The sequence below is a fragment of the Melioribacteraceae bacterium genome, from assembly GCA_019638015.1.
Lineage (GTDB): Bacteria > Bacteroidota > Ignavibacteria > Ignavibacteriales > Melioribacteraceae > JAHBUP01.
In genome coordinates this window covers 3,675,785-3,692,412 of sequence record JAHBUP010000001.1, presented here as the reverse complement: position 1 = coordinate 3,692,412, position 16,628 = coordinate 3,675,785, and the positions used below count along the sequence as shown (strand labels likewise).

Annotated in this window: 14 protein-coding genes; 6 read left to right on the top strand and 8 right to left on the bottom strand. The window is 34.6% G+C overall.

What is annotated here, in order from left to right:
* Nucleotides 1–63: 63 nt before the first annotated feature.
* Nucleotides 64–1,200, bottom strand: coding sequence for a DUF362 domain-containing protein (locus tag KF816_15825; protein ID MBX3009490.1), 1,137 nt, complete (start codon nt 1,198–1,200; stop codon nt 64–66).
* 127 nt (nt 1,201–1,327) lie between these two features.
* Nucleotides 1,328–2,212, bottom strand: a complete 885-nt coding sequence (locus tag KF816_15820) for a hypothetical protein (GenBank protein ID MBX3009489.1) — start codon at nt 2,210–2,212, stop codon at nt 1,328–1,330.
* 208 nt (nt 2,213–2,420) lie between these two features.
* On the opposite strand from KF816_15820, the gene KF816_15815 reads away from it, so the two are divergent.
* Nucleotides 2,421–4,544: a T9SS type A sorting domain-containing protein gene (locus tag KF816_15815; protein ID MBX3009488.1), complete on the top strand. Its 2,124-nt coding sequence runs from the start codon at nt 2,421–2,423 to the stop codon at nt 4,542–4,544.
* Between the two features lie 82 nt (nt 4,545–4,626).
* Here the strand turns inward: KF816_15815 and KF816_15810 are convergent, their stop codons facing one another.
* Both KF816_15810 and KF816_15805 read right to left on the bottom strand, forming a co-directional pair.
* Nucleotides 4,627–4,989 carry a sulfite exporter TauE/SafE family protein gene (locus KF816_15810; protein ID MBX3009487.1) on the bottom strand — a complete coding sequence of 121 codons (363 nt, stop codon included), beginning with the start codon at nt 4,987–4,989 and terminating at the stop codon, nt 4,627–4,629.
* Nucleotides 4,990–5,005: 16 nt separating this feature from the next.
* Nucleotides 5,006–6,646 (bottom strand): M1 family metallopeptidase, encoded by a 1,641-nt coding sequence (locus KF816_15805; GenBank protein MBX3009486.1) that lies wholly within the window; start codon nt 6,644–6,646, stop codon nt 5,006–5,008.
* Nucleotides 6,647–6,794: 148 nt separating this feature from the next.
* Between KF816_15805 and rocF the strand changes: the two genes are divergently transcribed.
* The 4 genes from rocF (at nt 6,795) to KF816_15785 (ending at nt 9,639) form a co-directional block, all read left to right on the top strand.
* Nucleotides 6,795–7,718 carry an arginase gene (rocF, locus tag KF816_15800; GenBank protein ID MBX3009485.1) on the top strand — a complete coding sequence of 308 codons (924 nt, stop codon included), beginning with the start codon at nt 6,795–6,797 and terminating at the stop codon, nt 7,716–7,718.
* Between the two features lie 74 nt (nt 7,719–7,792).
* On the top strand, nt 7,793–8,401 hold the full coding sequence (locus KF816_15795) for a 5-formyltetrahydrofolate cyclo-ligase (GenBank protein ID MBX3009484.1): 609 nt from the start codon (nt 7,793–7,795) through the stop codon (nt 8,399–8,401).
* A 49-nt stretch (nt 8,402–8,450) separates the two neighbouring features.
* A complete protein-coding gene (locus KF816_15790) occupies nt 8,451–9,140 on the top strand; it encodes a PspC domain-containing protein (GenBank protein ID MBX3009483.1) in 690 nt (229 codons plus the stop codon).
* Nucleotides 9,130–9,639, top strand: coding sequence for a hypothetical protein (locus KF816_15785; protein MBX3009482.1), 510 nt, complete (start codon nt 9,130–9,132; stop codon nt 9,637–9,639). Before KF816_15790 ends, KF816_15785 begins: the two co-directional genes overlap by 11 nt.
* Here KF816_15785 and KF816_15780 read toward each other — a convergent pair whose 3' ends face one another.
* Both KF816_15780 and KF816_15775 read right to left on the bottom strand, forming a co-directional pair.
* Nucleotides 9,640–10,788: an anti-sigma factor gene (locus KF816_15780; protein MBX3009481.1), complete on the bottom strand. Its 1,149-nt coding sequence runs from the start codon at nt 10,786–10,788 to the stop codon at nt 9,640–9,642.
* A gap of 5 nt (nt 10,789–10,793) precedes the next feature.
* A complete protein-coding gene (locus KF816_15775; protein MBX3009480.1) occupies nt 10,794–11,372 on the bottom strand; it encodes a sigma-70 family RNA polymerase sigma factor in 579 nt (192 codons plus the stop codon).
* Between the two features lie 209 nt (nt 11,373–11,581).
* Here KF816_15775 and alaS point away from each other — a divergent pair, with 209 nt between their 5' ends.
* A complete protein-coding gene (alaS, locus tag KF816_15770; protein MBX3009479.1) occupies nt 11,582–14,185 on the top strand; it encodes an alanine--tRNA ligase in 2,604 nt (867 codons plus the stop codon).
* Between the two features lie 77 nt (nt 14,186–14,262).
* Here alaS and KF816_15765 read toward each other — a convergent pair whose 3' ends face one another.
* Complete coding sequence (locus KF816_15765; protein MBX3009478.1) at nt 14,263–15,027, bottom strand: hypothetical protein; 765 nt, start codon at nt 15,025–15,027, stop codon at nt 14,263–14,265.
* A 79-nt stretch (nt 15,028–15,106) separates the two neighbouring features.
* On the bottom strand, nt 15,107–16,471 hold the full coding sequence (locus tag KF816_15760; GenBank protein MBX3009477.1) for an NAD-dependent succinate-semialdehyde dehydrogenase: 1,365 nt from the start codon (nt 16,469–16,471) through the stop codon (nt 15,107–15,109).
* Nucleotides 16,472–16,628 lie beyond the last annotated feature (157 nt).

The window sequence follows — 16,628 nt, the reverse complement described above, 5'->3', positions numbered from 1 at the left end:
GATACAGATTAATAGTACTAATCAGTATAATTAAAAATATATAAAGGAAGATTTTTCTTGTCATCATTTTAAGTCAATATTTTTTAATTGAATTTTTTTGATATCAGCGGTGCCGAGTCCTAATTTTTCCGCAAGCTCCATAAAAATTCTACCTCGAGGGTTATCCTCTTTTTGAATGTTTTCTTCTATTCTTTTTTTGATGACGATATCATAACCAATTCTATCAACAGCAACCGGATCGGTACCAATTAGTACAGTTTTATATTCTGTAAAAAATTGTGGATTAGCGCCCGGTCCTCCATTAAAACATCCCTTAATACCATCAACAATATTAAGCACAACCTTGTCACGGAGAGGAGGAAACGCATTAACTTCAGCTGTGGTTTCAGCCCAAAGTTGTTTGTGTAATCTGCCTGTGTTTGTAGTTACGCCATATGCCAAATTTTTCAAACAAAGAGTAACAGAGGAGCCAGCGTTTTTGAGTATTGGTATGTTGATAATTTTATCAACCATTTGTGTAGCAATTTTTGAGAAGTAGGAATACTTACCTTCATTAATCATATATGGAATTGTAGCGCTGTCATATTTTTCCTCACAATCAGCCCAATAGTACCAATCCTTATCTATCATTCTTTCACCATAGAGAACACCCTTCTCATCGTACATCGATCCATTCTCTCCTCGCTCAGTGCCAATAATCTTGATGCCGGGAAACTTCTCCTGAGTAAATCCGGCTTCGAGAAGCTGCTCTTCACGTCTATCCCAAATAAGTATGTTCTCTTTGGGAATACCAGACTCGACCAATTGATTAATAATTACCGTAGTTATTTCTGTACTGGTTGTTAATGTTGGCCCCGCAACTGGATTTACTTTTAGTCCTACTTTTTCATTTGGCTTAACAAATTTAAGCCATGCTTTTTTTAACGATGATTCATTTGTTAATTGAAGCAATCCTTTACTTACCATTTCATAAACGGCGTCGTAATTAATTTTGTTTTCTGATATAGAATTTTCGTGATTAACTTGAACAACTTGTGCCGGAAATAAACCGGGCATTGAGTTTTCTGTTCTGGGATATTTTAGGGCATCCTTGATATTCGTTGCCGGTTTTTCGGCAGATTGAGCCGTTGCGGTAATTATCATGACAAATAAAAATATAACAGTCAAAATTGATTGGGATGAAAAAATTTTTGATTTCATAATTATGCCATTAGATTGTTGAAATAAAATTAGCAATCTGAACAAACAAACAACAGTAGTATTGTCTATGTTTTTAATGCAATAAATTAGTAGGAGTTTTGATTTGTTATTATAGGAGTAAATGTCTTTAGGTGAAAATTTTACGCAGATTGGAATACAATAAATCATCAGTAGGAATGGCGCCATTGATGGTACAGATTTGTGACGCAAAATTATTGGCATGAATATTAATTTTCTCGATTGGTAATTTGTAATAATAACCAAGACACAAAACCGCGGCGAAGGCATCCCCGGCTCCTAATGTATCAATTACTTCCAACTGCGGTGGGATGTAATAATCGGTTGCATTTTTTGTAGTGAGTATTGCTCCTTTCTCTCCTTTCGTTACCGCAATCAAATCAATTGAATATTTATCAATCAACTCGGATACTGGATCATTCCCATTTAGGTTCAAGATTTTGATCAGTTGATTTAATTCATCTTCATTCATCTTTAGAAGATGTATGGTAGATAATGCTTTCTCGATCATCTCTTTGGTAAAAAAATTATGGCGTAAATTCAAATCGCAAAAGTATTTGATGTCAAAATTGAGCAAAGAATCAATCGTCTCTTTCGCGATATTGCCTCTTTGAGAAAAAGTACCGAAGTAAAGTATATCTGTGTTTTTCTCAATATCATCTTTCATCTCTTGAGATATAGCTAAAAAGTCAAAACTACATTCGGAGGAGATTTTAAAACGGGGCACTTTGTTCTCATCAATTGTAACATTTACCGCCCCGGTAGGATAATTATTGTCTATTACTATTTTAGAAACATCAAATCCGATATTGCTTAAATGAAAAAGTAATTCTTTACCATTCTCATCATTTCCCACACTAGATACAAACTGAGCTTGTCCAATAATTTTCCAAACATGGTAAATAAAATTAAATGGCGCCCCGCCCAATCTTTTCTGATCGGGGTAAACATCATAAAGAATTTCACCAATTGAAGTCACTCTTGGTTTTGGCATTTCATCTCATTTTCAAAATAATTAATATAACTGCAGAAATTTGCATACCACACGAAAATATTTCGCACGAATATAATGCTAAAGTTGTTTTAACGGGAATAAAAGAACAAAAAAAACGGCACGTTTATTGGGGCTTAAGCACTTTATTAACATATAGAAATTAGGAAAGGATAATCAACAGAGTATAAACTAATATAAGGGGGAATTTATGATTCCTAAGAAGTTACATTTATTGCTCGTCACTATTTTCATCGCTTCAACTTTACTATCACAAAACTCACTTTATGTAAATGACCCTCAAGCTACATGGCGGAATTATCGCGGCAACATTGAGGAAGCTGTAATTTCTGTTGGTCAAAGAGGATTGTATAGCCAGGTTAGTATGTATCTCACATTTTCAGCCGACCCAAATTATTATATCGCAAATTCCCAGCTAGAAGTAGTAATGAATTTCAACCTCCCCGCTGGAAGTCTAATTACGGATTTATGGCTCTGGCTCGATGACACAAAAATTAGCAAGGGAGCACTGCTTGACACATGGACAGCTTCTGCAATTTACGAATCGATTGTTAACCGAAGAAGAGACCCGGCCCTATTAAGAAGAATGTGGGAAAATAACTACGAACTCCGCGTTTATCCAATGAAACCTAATGAAACCAGAAAAGTGCGCGTTACTTATTTAGTGCCGAATATTTGGACAAACAGTTCCGTATCGGTTCCGCTTCCTGTGCAAATCCTAAAAACATCTAACAAAAAAATTCCTAAGGTACAGGTAAAATCATGGACGGAAAATGAATGGACTAGTTTATCTGCCGCAAACATTACAGGAGTTTTCAATACAATTAAGGATGATTTTTTTGGTAATCACCGTTCAATAAGTTTTGATAATTATCAATCTGTTGCTGATGCATCGCTGGATTTTAATAATCCCATGGTCAATGGGGTTTATCTAAAAATCTTTAAGGAAAATGATCAAGGTTTTTATCAGCTTTCAATATTACCATCAAACTCATTATCAACACTTAAAAAGAATGTGCTATTCTTGATTGACTATGATTCCCGAAAAAGTAATGTAACAAGAACCGAGGTGGTAAATTCATTAAAGAATTTTATGAAAAATAATTTTGGTGAGGGAGATAAGTTCAATATTTTCTATTCGGGATTAACTATTGGAAAAGTAAATTCCGATTGGATGGACGGCACTTCCCAAAAAGTTGAGGAAGTATTTAATACTTTTAGTCCCAACTCAATTTCTACTTACAGCAATTTACCTACACTGCTAAAAGAAGGTTATGAATATCTACTGGCCAAAAAAGTAGGGATTGTATTTTTAATTTCAAATTCGGATCAATTAGGGAGCAATACAACAGCTAATCAGGTTATTACTGATTTAAGAAAAATCTCCTCAATTCTGCCTGCAACGCATATTCTTGATTATAACGATAAGGATTTCTCATACTACTACTTTAATAACAGATCATATACTGGGAACGAATATTTTTATGAGAATTTGTCAAGGATTTCTGGTGGGCAATTTGCGAGGGCAACTAGCTCTTTAACAGCTTCCATGAATTCAATAGGGGGAAATTTGAGCGGTAGTGTAAGTTCATTTGATTTATACACAACGCTCGAAAATGGATTTTGCTTTAGCAGGCAAACGCTAACAGGAAATTTACAGAGTATGGCAGTAAATACAATCATTAAACAAGTAGGTAAATATATAGGGGATTTCCCATTTTTAGTTAAAACTTCCGGAATTTATAATTCGCAACCATTTACCCAAAGTGTAATGTTTCAAGATGAAATTGCAAGAGTAGGTGATAATACAATATCGCAAATGTGGGCTGGTCATTACATAAATGAATTGGAAAAGCTTTCACAAAATAATTCGACTGTGAGTGAGATAATTAATTATAGCAGAGCTTTTAGAGTTCTTTCACGCTATACTGCATTCCTTTCCGTTGAGGATGATTCAGCTATCTGTCATGATTGTTATAAAGATGGTGGCGGGCAAAATACTGATGTTGAAGAGGAGGTAATTCCAACAGAGTTTTCATTAACAGCGTACCCAAATCCATTTAATCCGCAGACCACAATCACGATCAAACTTCCAAACAATATGGTTGCCTCGGAAATGAGTTTTAAGATTTATAATGTTCTCGGTCAAGTAATAAAGTCTTTTAGTGTTGATGAATTAGGAAACAGTAAAGTAATTAATCTGAATTGGAATGGAATTAGTGACAGCGGCGAAAGAGTTGCAAGCGGTATTTATTTATTTACCGTAAGCGGCAAGAATTTCACCAAAACTCTTAAGCTTATGTTAATGAAGTAGTAGATTAAACTAGTTTAATTATAGGGATAAGGTATGAATAAAACCTCATCCCTATTTTATTATAAAATAGTTTACAATTCTCCTACTTGCCCAGAAAAAGTTTTATAGCATAGACAAATAGAAATACTGCAAATATTTTTTTAAGAATATCATCAGGCAAGTTGATTGCAAATTTTGAAGAGAGATAGCTTCCAATAACAAATGTTGTAACCATCGTTAATACTGCTTTGATATTTATCAAATCAGCTTTGTAATAATTAGCCACAGCCAGCAAGCCAATTGGTAATAATAGCAAACCCAGTGAAGTACCTTGCGCTTGTTTCTGTGTGTAACCTAATATTCCAACTAGCATAGGTACAATAATTATCCCTCCGCCTATTCCCAATACTCCGCTCATTAATCCGGCCGCCAATCCAATTAATAGTAGAATAATTATTTCTTGCATATTTATCCTTTCGCTTTTAATCTAATTTATTGTATTCAATTTCCATTAATATCGATTCTTCCGGATCAATAAGTAATTCAGATTCTTCCGGAATCACAATAGAATTTGTACCCTTTCTCATATCAACTAATAAAATTTTATTTGCAAGTTTTATAGGGACTGATAAAAAGAATGGAATGTTTTTTTCTGTTTCCCATTTCAACTCAACTAAGTTTTTACTCTTACTTACGATTAGTTTTGGAAGTTTAGTACTTCTTAGATACACTTCCCAAAACCAGTCGAGTTTTTTCCCAGATATGTCCTCGGCCATTTTTAGAAATTCATCGGTAGTAACTAATCGGCATTGTTCCCCACTAGTTATTTTTTCCAACTCCTCGGTTGGATATGCCCATTTTCTTAATAATTTAAAGAATGATTCATCGCCAATATAATTTCTTAATGTATGAACAATCCATGCCCCCTTATTATAAATATCGGGCTGATAAGCTTCGCTTGCAGTTATCTGCCCACGCGGCGCAACCGGTTTTAAATTTTGAATTTTTTTATACTTTCTCAAATATCCGATATAATGCTCTCTACCGTAAATTTTTTCAAGATATAATGGCTGCATATAAAGTCCAATTCCTTCATGTATCCAGAAATCGCTCCAATCTTTAGCGGTTACTAAATTACCCCACCATTCGTGCGAAAATTCATGATGATGCAGCCAATCGATTGGGAAATCCTTATCATCTTTCCAACCAAAACCATACGCCGTAGCGGTTTGATGTTCCATCCCAAGATGCGGTGATTCTACAACTGCATATTTATCAGCTCGAAAAGGGTATGGTCCGCATAGATCCTCATTTATTTTCATGTGAGTTAGAAACTGAGGGGAGTGAGTTTTTGCTTTTTCAAAATTTTCTGGTAGAACCCAAACCGTAAAAGGAATTTTTTCACCCGCAATGCTTGTGTAATCGTACGCAATGGATTTATATGGCCCCAAATAAAACATAATGTTATAATTATTGATAGGAGTAGAAACAAACCACTTAGAGGTTTGTGTGTTATCATTATTGATATGCTCAGAAATTAGTTTTCCGCTTGCAATACATTTTAAATTTTTTGGGAATGTGAATGATAATGAAACTGAATCGGGTTCATCACTTGGATGATCTTTACATGGAAACCAAATATCGGCACCTCCTCCTTGGCAGGTAAGAGTAATCCAGTCAATTCCATCACTAGTTTTCGTCCAAATAAAACCATCATCCCATGGTGCTCTTTTGGCAATTCGTGGCATTCCCCCATATTCAATACTTATTGAAAATATATTCCCTTTTTTAATTTTTGCCGGAATATCAATATTTATTAACCCGTTACTGTGCAAAAAAGTTAACCGCGAAACTGAATTAGGTTCTATATAGTCAATCGAATAAACAGTCATCGTGGTATCTAGGTTTAATACAAAACTGCTGAAGTCTTCTGTTGCAAAAGCCTTCATGATAAGTTTACCAGAGATAGCTTTAACCGACGGATCAATATTCAGAGCCAAGTCATAATAAGTCACATCAAAACAAGATTGCTCCTTAATTAAAAAACCGCCCGAATCTTGACTTCCAAATTGGGCAAAACAAATTGAATGAGTAATCAATAGTAGTAGAATTATTCTTTTCATTTTACCTCTCGCTTATATTTTGTTTTTGTGTATGATGCTCACAAAATTTAGAAACAAATTTAGCCAAATATTTTTGAAGAATGAGGATATAGTTATTTTTTGTTTAATAAAATGTATTTTAGCAATAAAGTTAGAAGGCGCTATACAAATGAATAAAATGCAAAGTAAACATATCGATGTTTTTGGTTTTCCAATGGATTTGGGTGCAGATCGGCGAGGAGTTGATATGGGTCCCTCGGCATTGCGCATCGCGGGGATTGAAAATAAACTAGAAACACTCGGTTATACCGTTACAGATCATGGAGATGTCTTTATTCGAAATCATGAAAAGAAGAAATTTAAAAACCCCAAACTAAAATACATTGAAGAGATTGTGAGAACTTGCGAACTTCTTGCTAAGCGGGTTGAGAAGTCTTTATTGTTAGGAAATTTTCCTCTTTGTTTAGGGGGAGATCACTCAATGGCAATTGGAACTCTTGCCGGAATTTCTGCTTACTGCAAAACATCCAAGCAAGAACTCGGATTAATTTGGATTGATGCTCACGCAGATATGAATACTGAAGAAACGACTCCATCCGGAAATATTCATGGAATGAGTGTGGCGGCATCCCTTGGATTAGGCGCTAATTCATTAACAAAAATTTACGGCTTCACACCTAAAGTTAAACCGGAGAATACTGTATTAATTGGATTGAGAAGTATTGATCCGGAAGAAAGACTTTTAATAAAAAAGTTGGGAATTAGTGTTTATACCATGACTGATATTGACAGAAAAGGAATTAATTTTATCATCAATAAAGTGTTGAAAGATTTTAAAGAAAGAGTACAGCACATTCATGTTAGTTTTGATACCGATAGTATAGATCCAACAACTGCGCCCGGAGTTGGAACACCGGTAAGCGGTGGATTAAGTTATCGTGAAGCTCATTTATTGATGGAAACTATTGCCGAATGTGGATGCATGTCTTCACTAGAAGTTGCTGAAGTAAACCCAATTCTCGATAATCAAAATAGAACTGCTGATGTAACTGTTGAGCTTATTGCTTCTAGCATGGGTCTTCGCATTTTATAGCATATTAATATAAAGTGTTGAAAGATGTCGTTAGTATGTCTATTTTGTAACAAAACCTAATAAGGATAGAGCACATGAAATTAAAAACTTTGATTTCGAAATCCGAAGTTAGAAACATTGTTCTTAAAAGAAGAAAAGAAATCGAGGATATAGAACTTGCCGCACATACCAAAAAAATTATTGAAAAAGTCTCTGCGCTAGACGAGTTTGTTTACGCTAAAACAATTCATGTTTACATTTCAACAAGGAGCGGGGAAGTTGATACACGCGGATTGATTAATTTTATGGAGGGACAGGGTAAATCTATTGTTATTCCCAAATTCAATATTAAATCAAGAAAATTTAGCCGTGGTAATTTTATCGATTGGGACCATCTGGAAAAAAATAAAGAGGGTTACTTAGAACCGGTTGTTGGGACTGACGATGATTTAAGCGATATAGACCTGATGATAGTACCGGCCGTTGCAGTCTCAACTTTAGGACAAAGAGTTGGTTATGGTGGCGGTTATTACGATAAATTGCTAAAGTTAACACGAGCTCCCAAATTCGTTCTGGCATTCGAGTTTCAAGTATTTGATTCTATTGAAACCGACCTGCATGATGTGAGAATTGATAAAGTAATTACTGAAAGGCGAGTTATTTCAACAAGAGAAATTATGCCAAGAACAACCGAAGTAATTTAATTAATTTATTAGGCGGCTCTCTCAAATTTAAATATGAATAGACTAACAAATGAGTGATGAAAATAGTTTTGATCCGGGAAATATATTTAATGAAAATGAAGGCGAGCCAGAATATAAATCCCGCAGTTTTCTAAGATCAAATTCAAATGTTGTTATAGCTGGAGTTTGTGCTGGAACTGCTCGCTATTTTAGTGTTGATCCAGGTAATGTACGACTTCTCGTAATCTTATCAACATTGTTTGGAAGTCTGCCAATTTTAATTTATATAATTGCCGCGCTTATTATACCAAAAGAAAAAGGAAATTTCACACTTTCTGAAACGGAATTAATTTTACTCAGAAAGGAAAACACAAAAGTCGTTTTAAGCGGAATTTTACTACTTATAGGTACTTATTTTGCATTAAGTATTTTAGGACTTAATGACGGCAATCATCTACTTATAATTAAAAATGATTGGCTTGTTGCCGTAACTGCCATTTCTGCAGCCATTTACCTTTATGCTAGTGATGAAAGTTCTTTTTTCCCTAATAATAAAACTTATCCATTCTTTAATAAAGTTAATGAAGGTAAATTAATTTTTGGTGTGTGCAAGGGTTTGAGCGATTACACATCAATAAGCACCGATATCATTAGAGTACTCTTCGTTATTTGTTCTTTGTTAACCTTAGGAATTTTTGCATTCCTATATATTTTGCTTGCGGTATCCACAACACATGGAATCGATAATAATGTTAAATAAGAAATATAATTTAATTACTGCCGTTTCATTGTTTTTGTTTGGGTTAATTTACCTATTGGACACGATTGGAGTTGTATTATGGCGTGGCAATATATTAATAACAATTCCTCTTGTAATCTGGAGTATTATTACCACTTTTTTCGCTTTTGAGGATAACCGAAAAGACATATTAGTAATATCATCAATAGTATTTTTTGTATGCATTTTTCTATACGTAATTGATTCAAATGAAATTCTAAAAGTTCGAGAAGTAATAATTATTTCAATATTCTTTGTATTTGCGGGGACAATGTTGATGTTGTATTTGAACGATTTGCGTCAAACAACTTTTTTGATTTCAGCTCTTGGTTCAATTCTTTTAGGATATTTAACATTAACAATATTTAATGAGTATGGTTTATTCCGTTATGTAAATATTATTGCAGATTTATTCGAAATTTTTTGGCCGGTTTTCTTAATGGTATTGGGGATAATTCTGTTTATAAGAAGAAAAAAGTAATTAGCGATATCTTCCGGTTCTCGGTACTTCAACAGTACTTATTAAATAAGTATTTGGAGAAGGAGTAGCGGCACCCTCAGCTTGTTCAATTGTAATTCTGAATGATTCAACCTGCTCTTTTGGTATAGCAGGGAAGTCGTTTGATTTTTGGTATAGATTATTATTAGTAGTGTATGTCCCTAATGAATAGGGCTGTCCATTTGAAAAAATCCACAATTGGTATTTTTGACTCGATGGCAATTCTTTAACCCCTTTTAATTGAAGTAATGCCTCCTTCATCCTAAAAGAAACCAATAATCTAGCTGAAGCTTTTTCAAGGGGATCAATGCTTGTAAAAGTATAGGTGGAAATATCTTCGTAGTTAAAGAAATCGATTATGGCAGAATAATTTTTAATAAAATCACTGGATGAATTTAATTTGGTCTGCAGAGAAACATAATCAGTTTTTAATCCTTGAATTTCCTTCTCTATTTTACCCGTTGAATAAAATGTATAAAGAATACTAATACTACCAGTAACAATTGCTGCAACTAAAGCAATTATACTTAATAAAGGGGTCTCTTTTTTATAAACAATAGTTGGTGAATCTTCTTTTTGAGGTGATATCGGTTCGGTAACTGGGTCTATGGTTGGAGATTTTACGGGAGCCTCTTCCTCAACTTTCCTGCTTTCTTGAAATTTATCAAAACCGGTACCACCTAACGACGGAGGATTCATTCGTAAAAAGTTTTTAGTTCCGGTTACAGGAAGCTTAATCTGATCTTCATCAAAATTAAATTCTTTGCTAGTACCCGACTTGCTTCGGCTTACAAATGTTAGTGTATTCTGTTTTGGTCTTACAACAGGGGGAACATTACCCGATTGAAAAGTTGAGGTTAGTGCAGTTTTTCTCTCATTAATAATCTTAGTTTTAAACTCATCCTTCATCCCTATAAGTTTTTTAGCAACTGTATCCTTTAACTTTGCATCGGGATTTTCCAGATCTAAAATTATTGGAATCATGGCCACAATATTCTGTAATTCTCCAAGTTCCCCTTCAGGAAGTTCTCCACCAGCTTTAACATAATCCTTAAACTGAATAAAGTTCTCTTTATCAATACAGCCGGCGGCAAAGGCAGAAATCATTTCATGTATAATTTTATCGGCCATATTAATCATTCCTTCACAAGAAAGTCTCTTAAACTGTGGAGGGCGGTCATTACTTTACCCCTTACCGTTTCAACCGGAACATTTAATCTATCTGAGATTTCATCTGCAGTATATCCTTCATAATAGGCCAGGTGAAGCACATATTTCTGAGTATCGGTTAATTTTGCCAAGGATTTTTCAATTTTCGGTTTGAGTGTTTGCGCTGTTTTGAAATCGAGTGCATCCATTCCTTTTGTAAAAGTCGGAAGGATAAAATAATCCTCATAATCATCATCATAAAATTGAACAGTTGATTGCGCTGCTCTTTCACGTCTAAGTGTATCAATTGCTTTGTTCCGCGTAAGGGTAACAAGCCAGGTATAAACATTTCCTGAGTGGAAATCAAAACGGCCAGCTTTACGCCAAATAATAACGAATACTTCAACTATAATTTGATTGGCGATTATTTCATCGGGGGCAATTTTTTTAATTATAGTATAGAGCAAAGGAGAATATCTGTCGTACAACTCCTCCAGCGCACGAGATTCGAATTGCGAAATCTCTCTCATTAATTCCAAATCAGATAATTCTCTAAACTTGCTCAATTCGGTACCAACTTTTTTAAAATTATCGCTCTAAAAGTATCATTACTATTAGAAAATAACAAGGCAGATTACACCAATAAACATTATCTGTACAAACTTTGACATAAATATTATGGGAATTGCGAGATGAACTCAAGTAAATTTTCTCTTTGAATGAAAGCTTTATCTGATTTTCTTATATTTAGCCCCAATAAAAAATAGAAAAGGCTATGACTTCGAACCAAATAAGAGAACAATTCTTAAATTTCTTTAAAAATAAAGATCATAAAATAGTCACCAGCGCTCCTGTTGTTCCTCATGGCGACCCAACCTTGCTATTCACAAATGCGGGAATGAATCAATTTAAAGATTTATTTCTTGGTACCGGAAGCAGAGATTATAAACGTGCCGCAGATACCCAAAAATGTATTCGGGTTTCGGGTAAGCATAATGATCTCGAGGAAGTTGGACACGATACTTATCACCATACCTTCTTTGAAATGCTGGGTAACTGGTCATTCGGAGATTATTATAAAAAAGAAGCTATTAAATGGGCTTGGGAATTATTGACTGAAGTATGGAAATTGCCTAAAGAAAGAATTTGGGCTACTGTATATAAAACTGATGATGAGGCCTTAGAGTTTTGGAAATCAGAAACAGATATCGATCCAAATCATATCTTAAAGTTTGCCGAAAAAGATAACTTCTGGGAAATGGGAGATAGTGGTCCATGCGGGCCCTGCTCGGAGATTCACATTAATTTAAGTGATGATTTGAATGCCGCACATTTGGTAAATGCTGGTTCCCCAAAATGCATTGAAATATGGAATCTTGTATTTATTCAATATAATAGAGATGAAAACGGTAAACTTCATGAATTACCGGCTAAGCATGTTGATACTGGAATGGGCTTTGAACGAGTTTGCGCTGTTCTTCAAAATAAAGATTCCAATTATGATACCGATGTATTCACACCAATAATAAATGCGATTGAAAAACTGGCTAATATAAAATATGACTATTCACTTCCTGCCGATGATAAGAGTACAGTCGGAAAAACAAATGTTGCGATGAGAGTTATCGCGGATCATATTCGCACATTAACCTTTGCAGTTGGCGATGGAGCCACGCCGGGGAATGATGGGCGCGGTTATGTTTTAAGAAGATTATTGCGCCGCGCAGCTCGATATGGTCGTAATCTTAATTTGAATGAACCATTTTTATTCAAGCTGGTTGATATAGTAGTAAATAATTTTTCACACGTGTTCCCGGAGATAAAAGAGAATCAAACAACTATTGAAAAAATAATTAAAGCTGAGGAAGAGAGCTTTAACTCCACTCTTGATAGAGGAATTGATCTCTTTGAAGTGCTCGTGAAAAAATTAGAAGAGAAAAATGAAAAAACAATATCGGGAGAAGATGTATTTAAACTTTATGATACATTCGGATTCCCTGTTGATTTAACGGCGGTTATGGCTAGAGAGCATGGATTTTCGATCGATGAGGCAGGCTTTGAGAAATTGATGAATGATCAAAAAGAGAGAGCGAGAAAATCTACAAAAGATAAAATTTCATCCGCTCATGCGGTTGTTGAAAGCGCAAAAGATTTTGAACTGCTGAATGATGAACAAACAATTTTTACTGGTTATGAAAGTTTAACTTCGAATGCTATAATAATTGGACTAAAAAATGAAGGAACTACATCCTTTGTTATACTTGATCATACACCTTTTTATGCTGAAAGCGGCGGACAGACCGACGATCATGGATGGATTGTAATTGGTAGAGAAAGATTAGCAGTAAACGGATTATCAAAAATTAATGGGCAAATTGTTCATGTTTTAGATAATCCGAACTTGGTTGATCTGAAACTTGGAGCTGAGGTAACAGCAATTGTTGATTCTCAGCGCAGGTGGGATATTATGAGAAACCATTCGGCAACTCATTTTTTGCATAAAGCATTAAGACAAATATTAGGAAATCATGTTCAGCAATCGGGTTCTTATGTGGGGCCGGAATATTTACGCTTCGATTTTTCCCATTATGAAAAAGTCAGCGAAGCACAATTACATGAGATAGAAAAAAATGTAAATGAAAAACTGCGGCAAAATTATCCTTTAATTCATCACCGCGATACTCCATTTGAAGAAGCAAAAAAAATGGGGGCATTAATGTTTTTTGGTGATAAATATGGGGATAAAGTTAATGTTGTTCAGTTTGGCGAGTATACAATGGAATTCTGCGGAGGTACTCATGTTCAAAACAGTTCACAGATTGGCTTATTCAAAATATTAAGTGAATCATCAATTGCGAGCGGAGTAAGAAGAATTGAAGCTGTAACGGGATCAGGCGTTGAAAAGTATCTCGAAGATCAGCAGAAAAAAATTGAGAATTTAGAATTGAGAATGAATCAATTAAGTGAGGAGAAGAAAAAAATTGAGAAAGAATTGGCAGAATTTAAATTGAAAGAAAAACTGGGTGGTCTGGATGTTATTTTCACATCACCCCAAATAATTAGTGGAATTAATATTTATAAGGGAAGAGTTGATGCCTCGAGTATGGATGAGTTAAAATCAATGGGGGATGAACTTCGCGAGAAAGCAAAGAGCGGTATTGGAGTTCTTATAGCTGAGTTGGAAGGAAAAGTTGGTATTGTGGCTGTTGTTTCAGATGATTTAATTAAAGAGAAAAAGCTTCTTGCCGGTAACATCGTAAAAGAAATTGCTAAAATTGTTGGCGGAAATGGGGGCGGTAAACCTCATTTGGCAACTGCCGGAGGAAAAGATGTTTCAAAAATTGATGACGCTCTGGACGCAGTATCCAAATTGTTTTAATTACTTATAATAATTATTACATGTCTCTGTGGTATTAAGAATACTACAGAGACACAATCTTTTTAGCGAGACTATTCTTAATTTTTACCTAATTTAATATCTATTGAATGATTAATTGCTTCTGGCATTTGAAATGCACGGGGCATCATGTTTGTCCCCTGGCGCATCCCGCTGCCTTGTCCCATCCCGCCAAATTTAAATTCATCAACCTCAATCCGAATACCAAAATCTTCACCCGGTAAGGTACCTAATGCAAATTGATGATCATCAGTTACCATTAAAGGTATCTGCAATTCATAAACAAAATTTTGATTGCTGTATCCAAGCTTTGCTTTAATTCCCATATTATTTTCAATCGGCATTGCGGCAATTGGGTATTTGTCTGGATTTATAATCTCCAGCTCATTTTGTTTATCTAAAAATGATTTGAATAGGTTTTCAAGATTAGCCGGATTCAACATATCTCGATTCACCCCTCTCAGCTCTGCTAAATCAGTTTGCTTTGCAATTGGATATTTGATGCCAAACACATCTTTATCATATCCATAAGGTTTAATCCAGATTGTAATACCATTCCGTAGCATTTGCATCATCGTCATTCTGTTATCTGTTGTGAGTAATAGATAAAAGAATTTATCATCATTAGAGATGCCAAGTGAATAATTTTTCCCTTCTTCTTTTTTTATTGCATTATTCCAATCTGAAATGTCTCCATCAACAGATACATTATTTGATCTCCAATTACTCAAAGTATGCTTCTGAGTTGAACACCCTGATATCAAAACAATTGTAGATAAGAAATAAATAGTAAGTAAATTTTTTGTATAAAATTTAATTTTCATTACAGTAACCTCATTTTATTTTTAATAAAAAAGATTCAAAAACAAAAAAATATAGTTGAACAAGCAACACAAAAATTTGTTATTTAATCCATACAGTTTTTATGTTCAAAAATTCTTTTATTCCATAATTAGAGAGTTCTCTTCCATAACCAGAATTTTTAATTCCTCCAAATGGAAGTCGTGGATCAGATTTAACCATTCCATTTATAAACACTGAGCCCGATTCAATCTGCTTGGCAAAAATTTTCGCTTTATTAATGTCTGAAGTCCATATTGATGCACCAAGCCCAAATAGAGAATCGTTAGCAATTTTAATTGCGTCACCCTCATCATTAACATGAATTAAACTTGCGACAGGACCAAATATTTCATCATCATAAGCTGGCATTCCTTTTTTTAGATTAGAAAGTATAGTAGGCTCAAAGTAGAATCCTTCACGCTTAATAATTTTTCCACCACATAGAATTTCAGCTCCTAATTCAACAGATTTTTTCACCTGTTCCTCAAGTTCATATAGTAAATCTTCTCGTGCAATTGGTCCAAGTTCAGTATTTGAATTCATAGGATCTCCCACAACAATACTATTCATTCTCTTCACGAATAACTCTTTAAACTCATCAAATACAGAATCAACTACTATAAATCTTTTTGCGGCAATGCAACTCTGACCATTATTTATGATTCGTGCAGTTACAGCCACATTAACGGCATTATCAATATTCGCATTATCAAGTACTATAAATGGATCACTTCCCCCTAATTCTAAAACAGTCTTTTTTAAGTTTGTCCCGCAAAGTTGCGCTACATGTTTTCCAGCAGGCTCGCTCCCGGTTAAAGTAACAGCTTTTACTAAGGGATCTGAAATTAAATCATCGACAAGATTAGAACCAATTAAGAGAGTGGTGAAAACATTGGGTGGGAACCCTGCTTTGGTAAATATTTCTTCAATGGCTAATGCACTCATAGGTACATTACTTGCATGTTTTAGCAATGCAGTATTTCCGGCCATGATTGCTGGCGCGGCAAATCTAAACACTTGCCAAAAGGGAAAATTCCAGGGCATTACAGCAAGTATAACTCCAAGTGGATCAAACCGAACATAACTTTCAGAGGCATCTGTTTTAATTACCTCTTCCTTTAATATTTCTTCAGCATTATCCGCATAATACTTGCATACCCACGCGCATTTTTCTACTTCGGCGATTGCTTGTGTTATTGGTTTTCCCATTTCTAGAGTTAAAATCGATCCATACCTCTGTTTGTCTTTCATTAAAATTTCGGAAGCGCAATTCATTAATCTCCTGCGCTCAGAAAAATCAGTATTTCGCCACTGTAAAAAAGTATTGTGGGAATTATTAATGAAGCTTTTAACTTCTTCTGAAGTGTGACTGGTAAATTCTTTAATAATTTTCCCCGTTGCAGGATTCAATGTTGTAATAGGCATAAATTTACTCCATTAAGATCAATTAGAAAAAAATTCAAAGGCAAAACTATAGATGGCCGGTGCATTAGATTCGTTGTCATGTAAAATGAAAAGATTTTAAGTAATAATAACCGTTTCATTATTTTATTGCTACAATATTTTTACTTGCATAATTAAA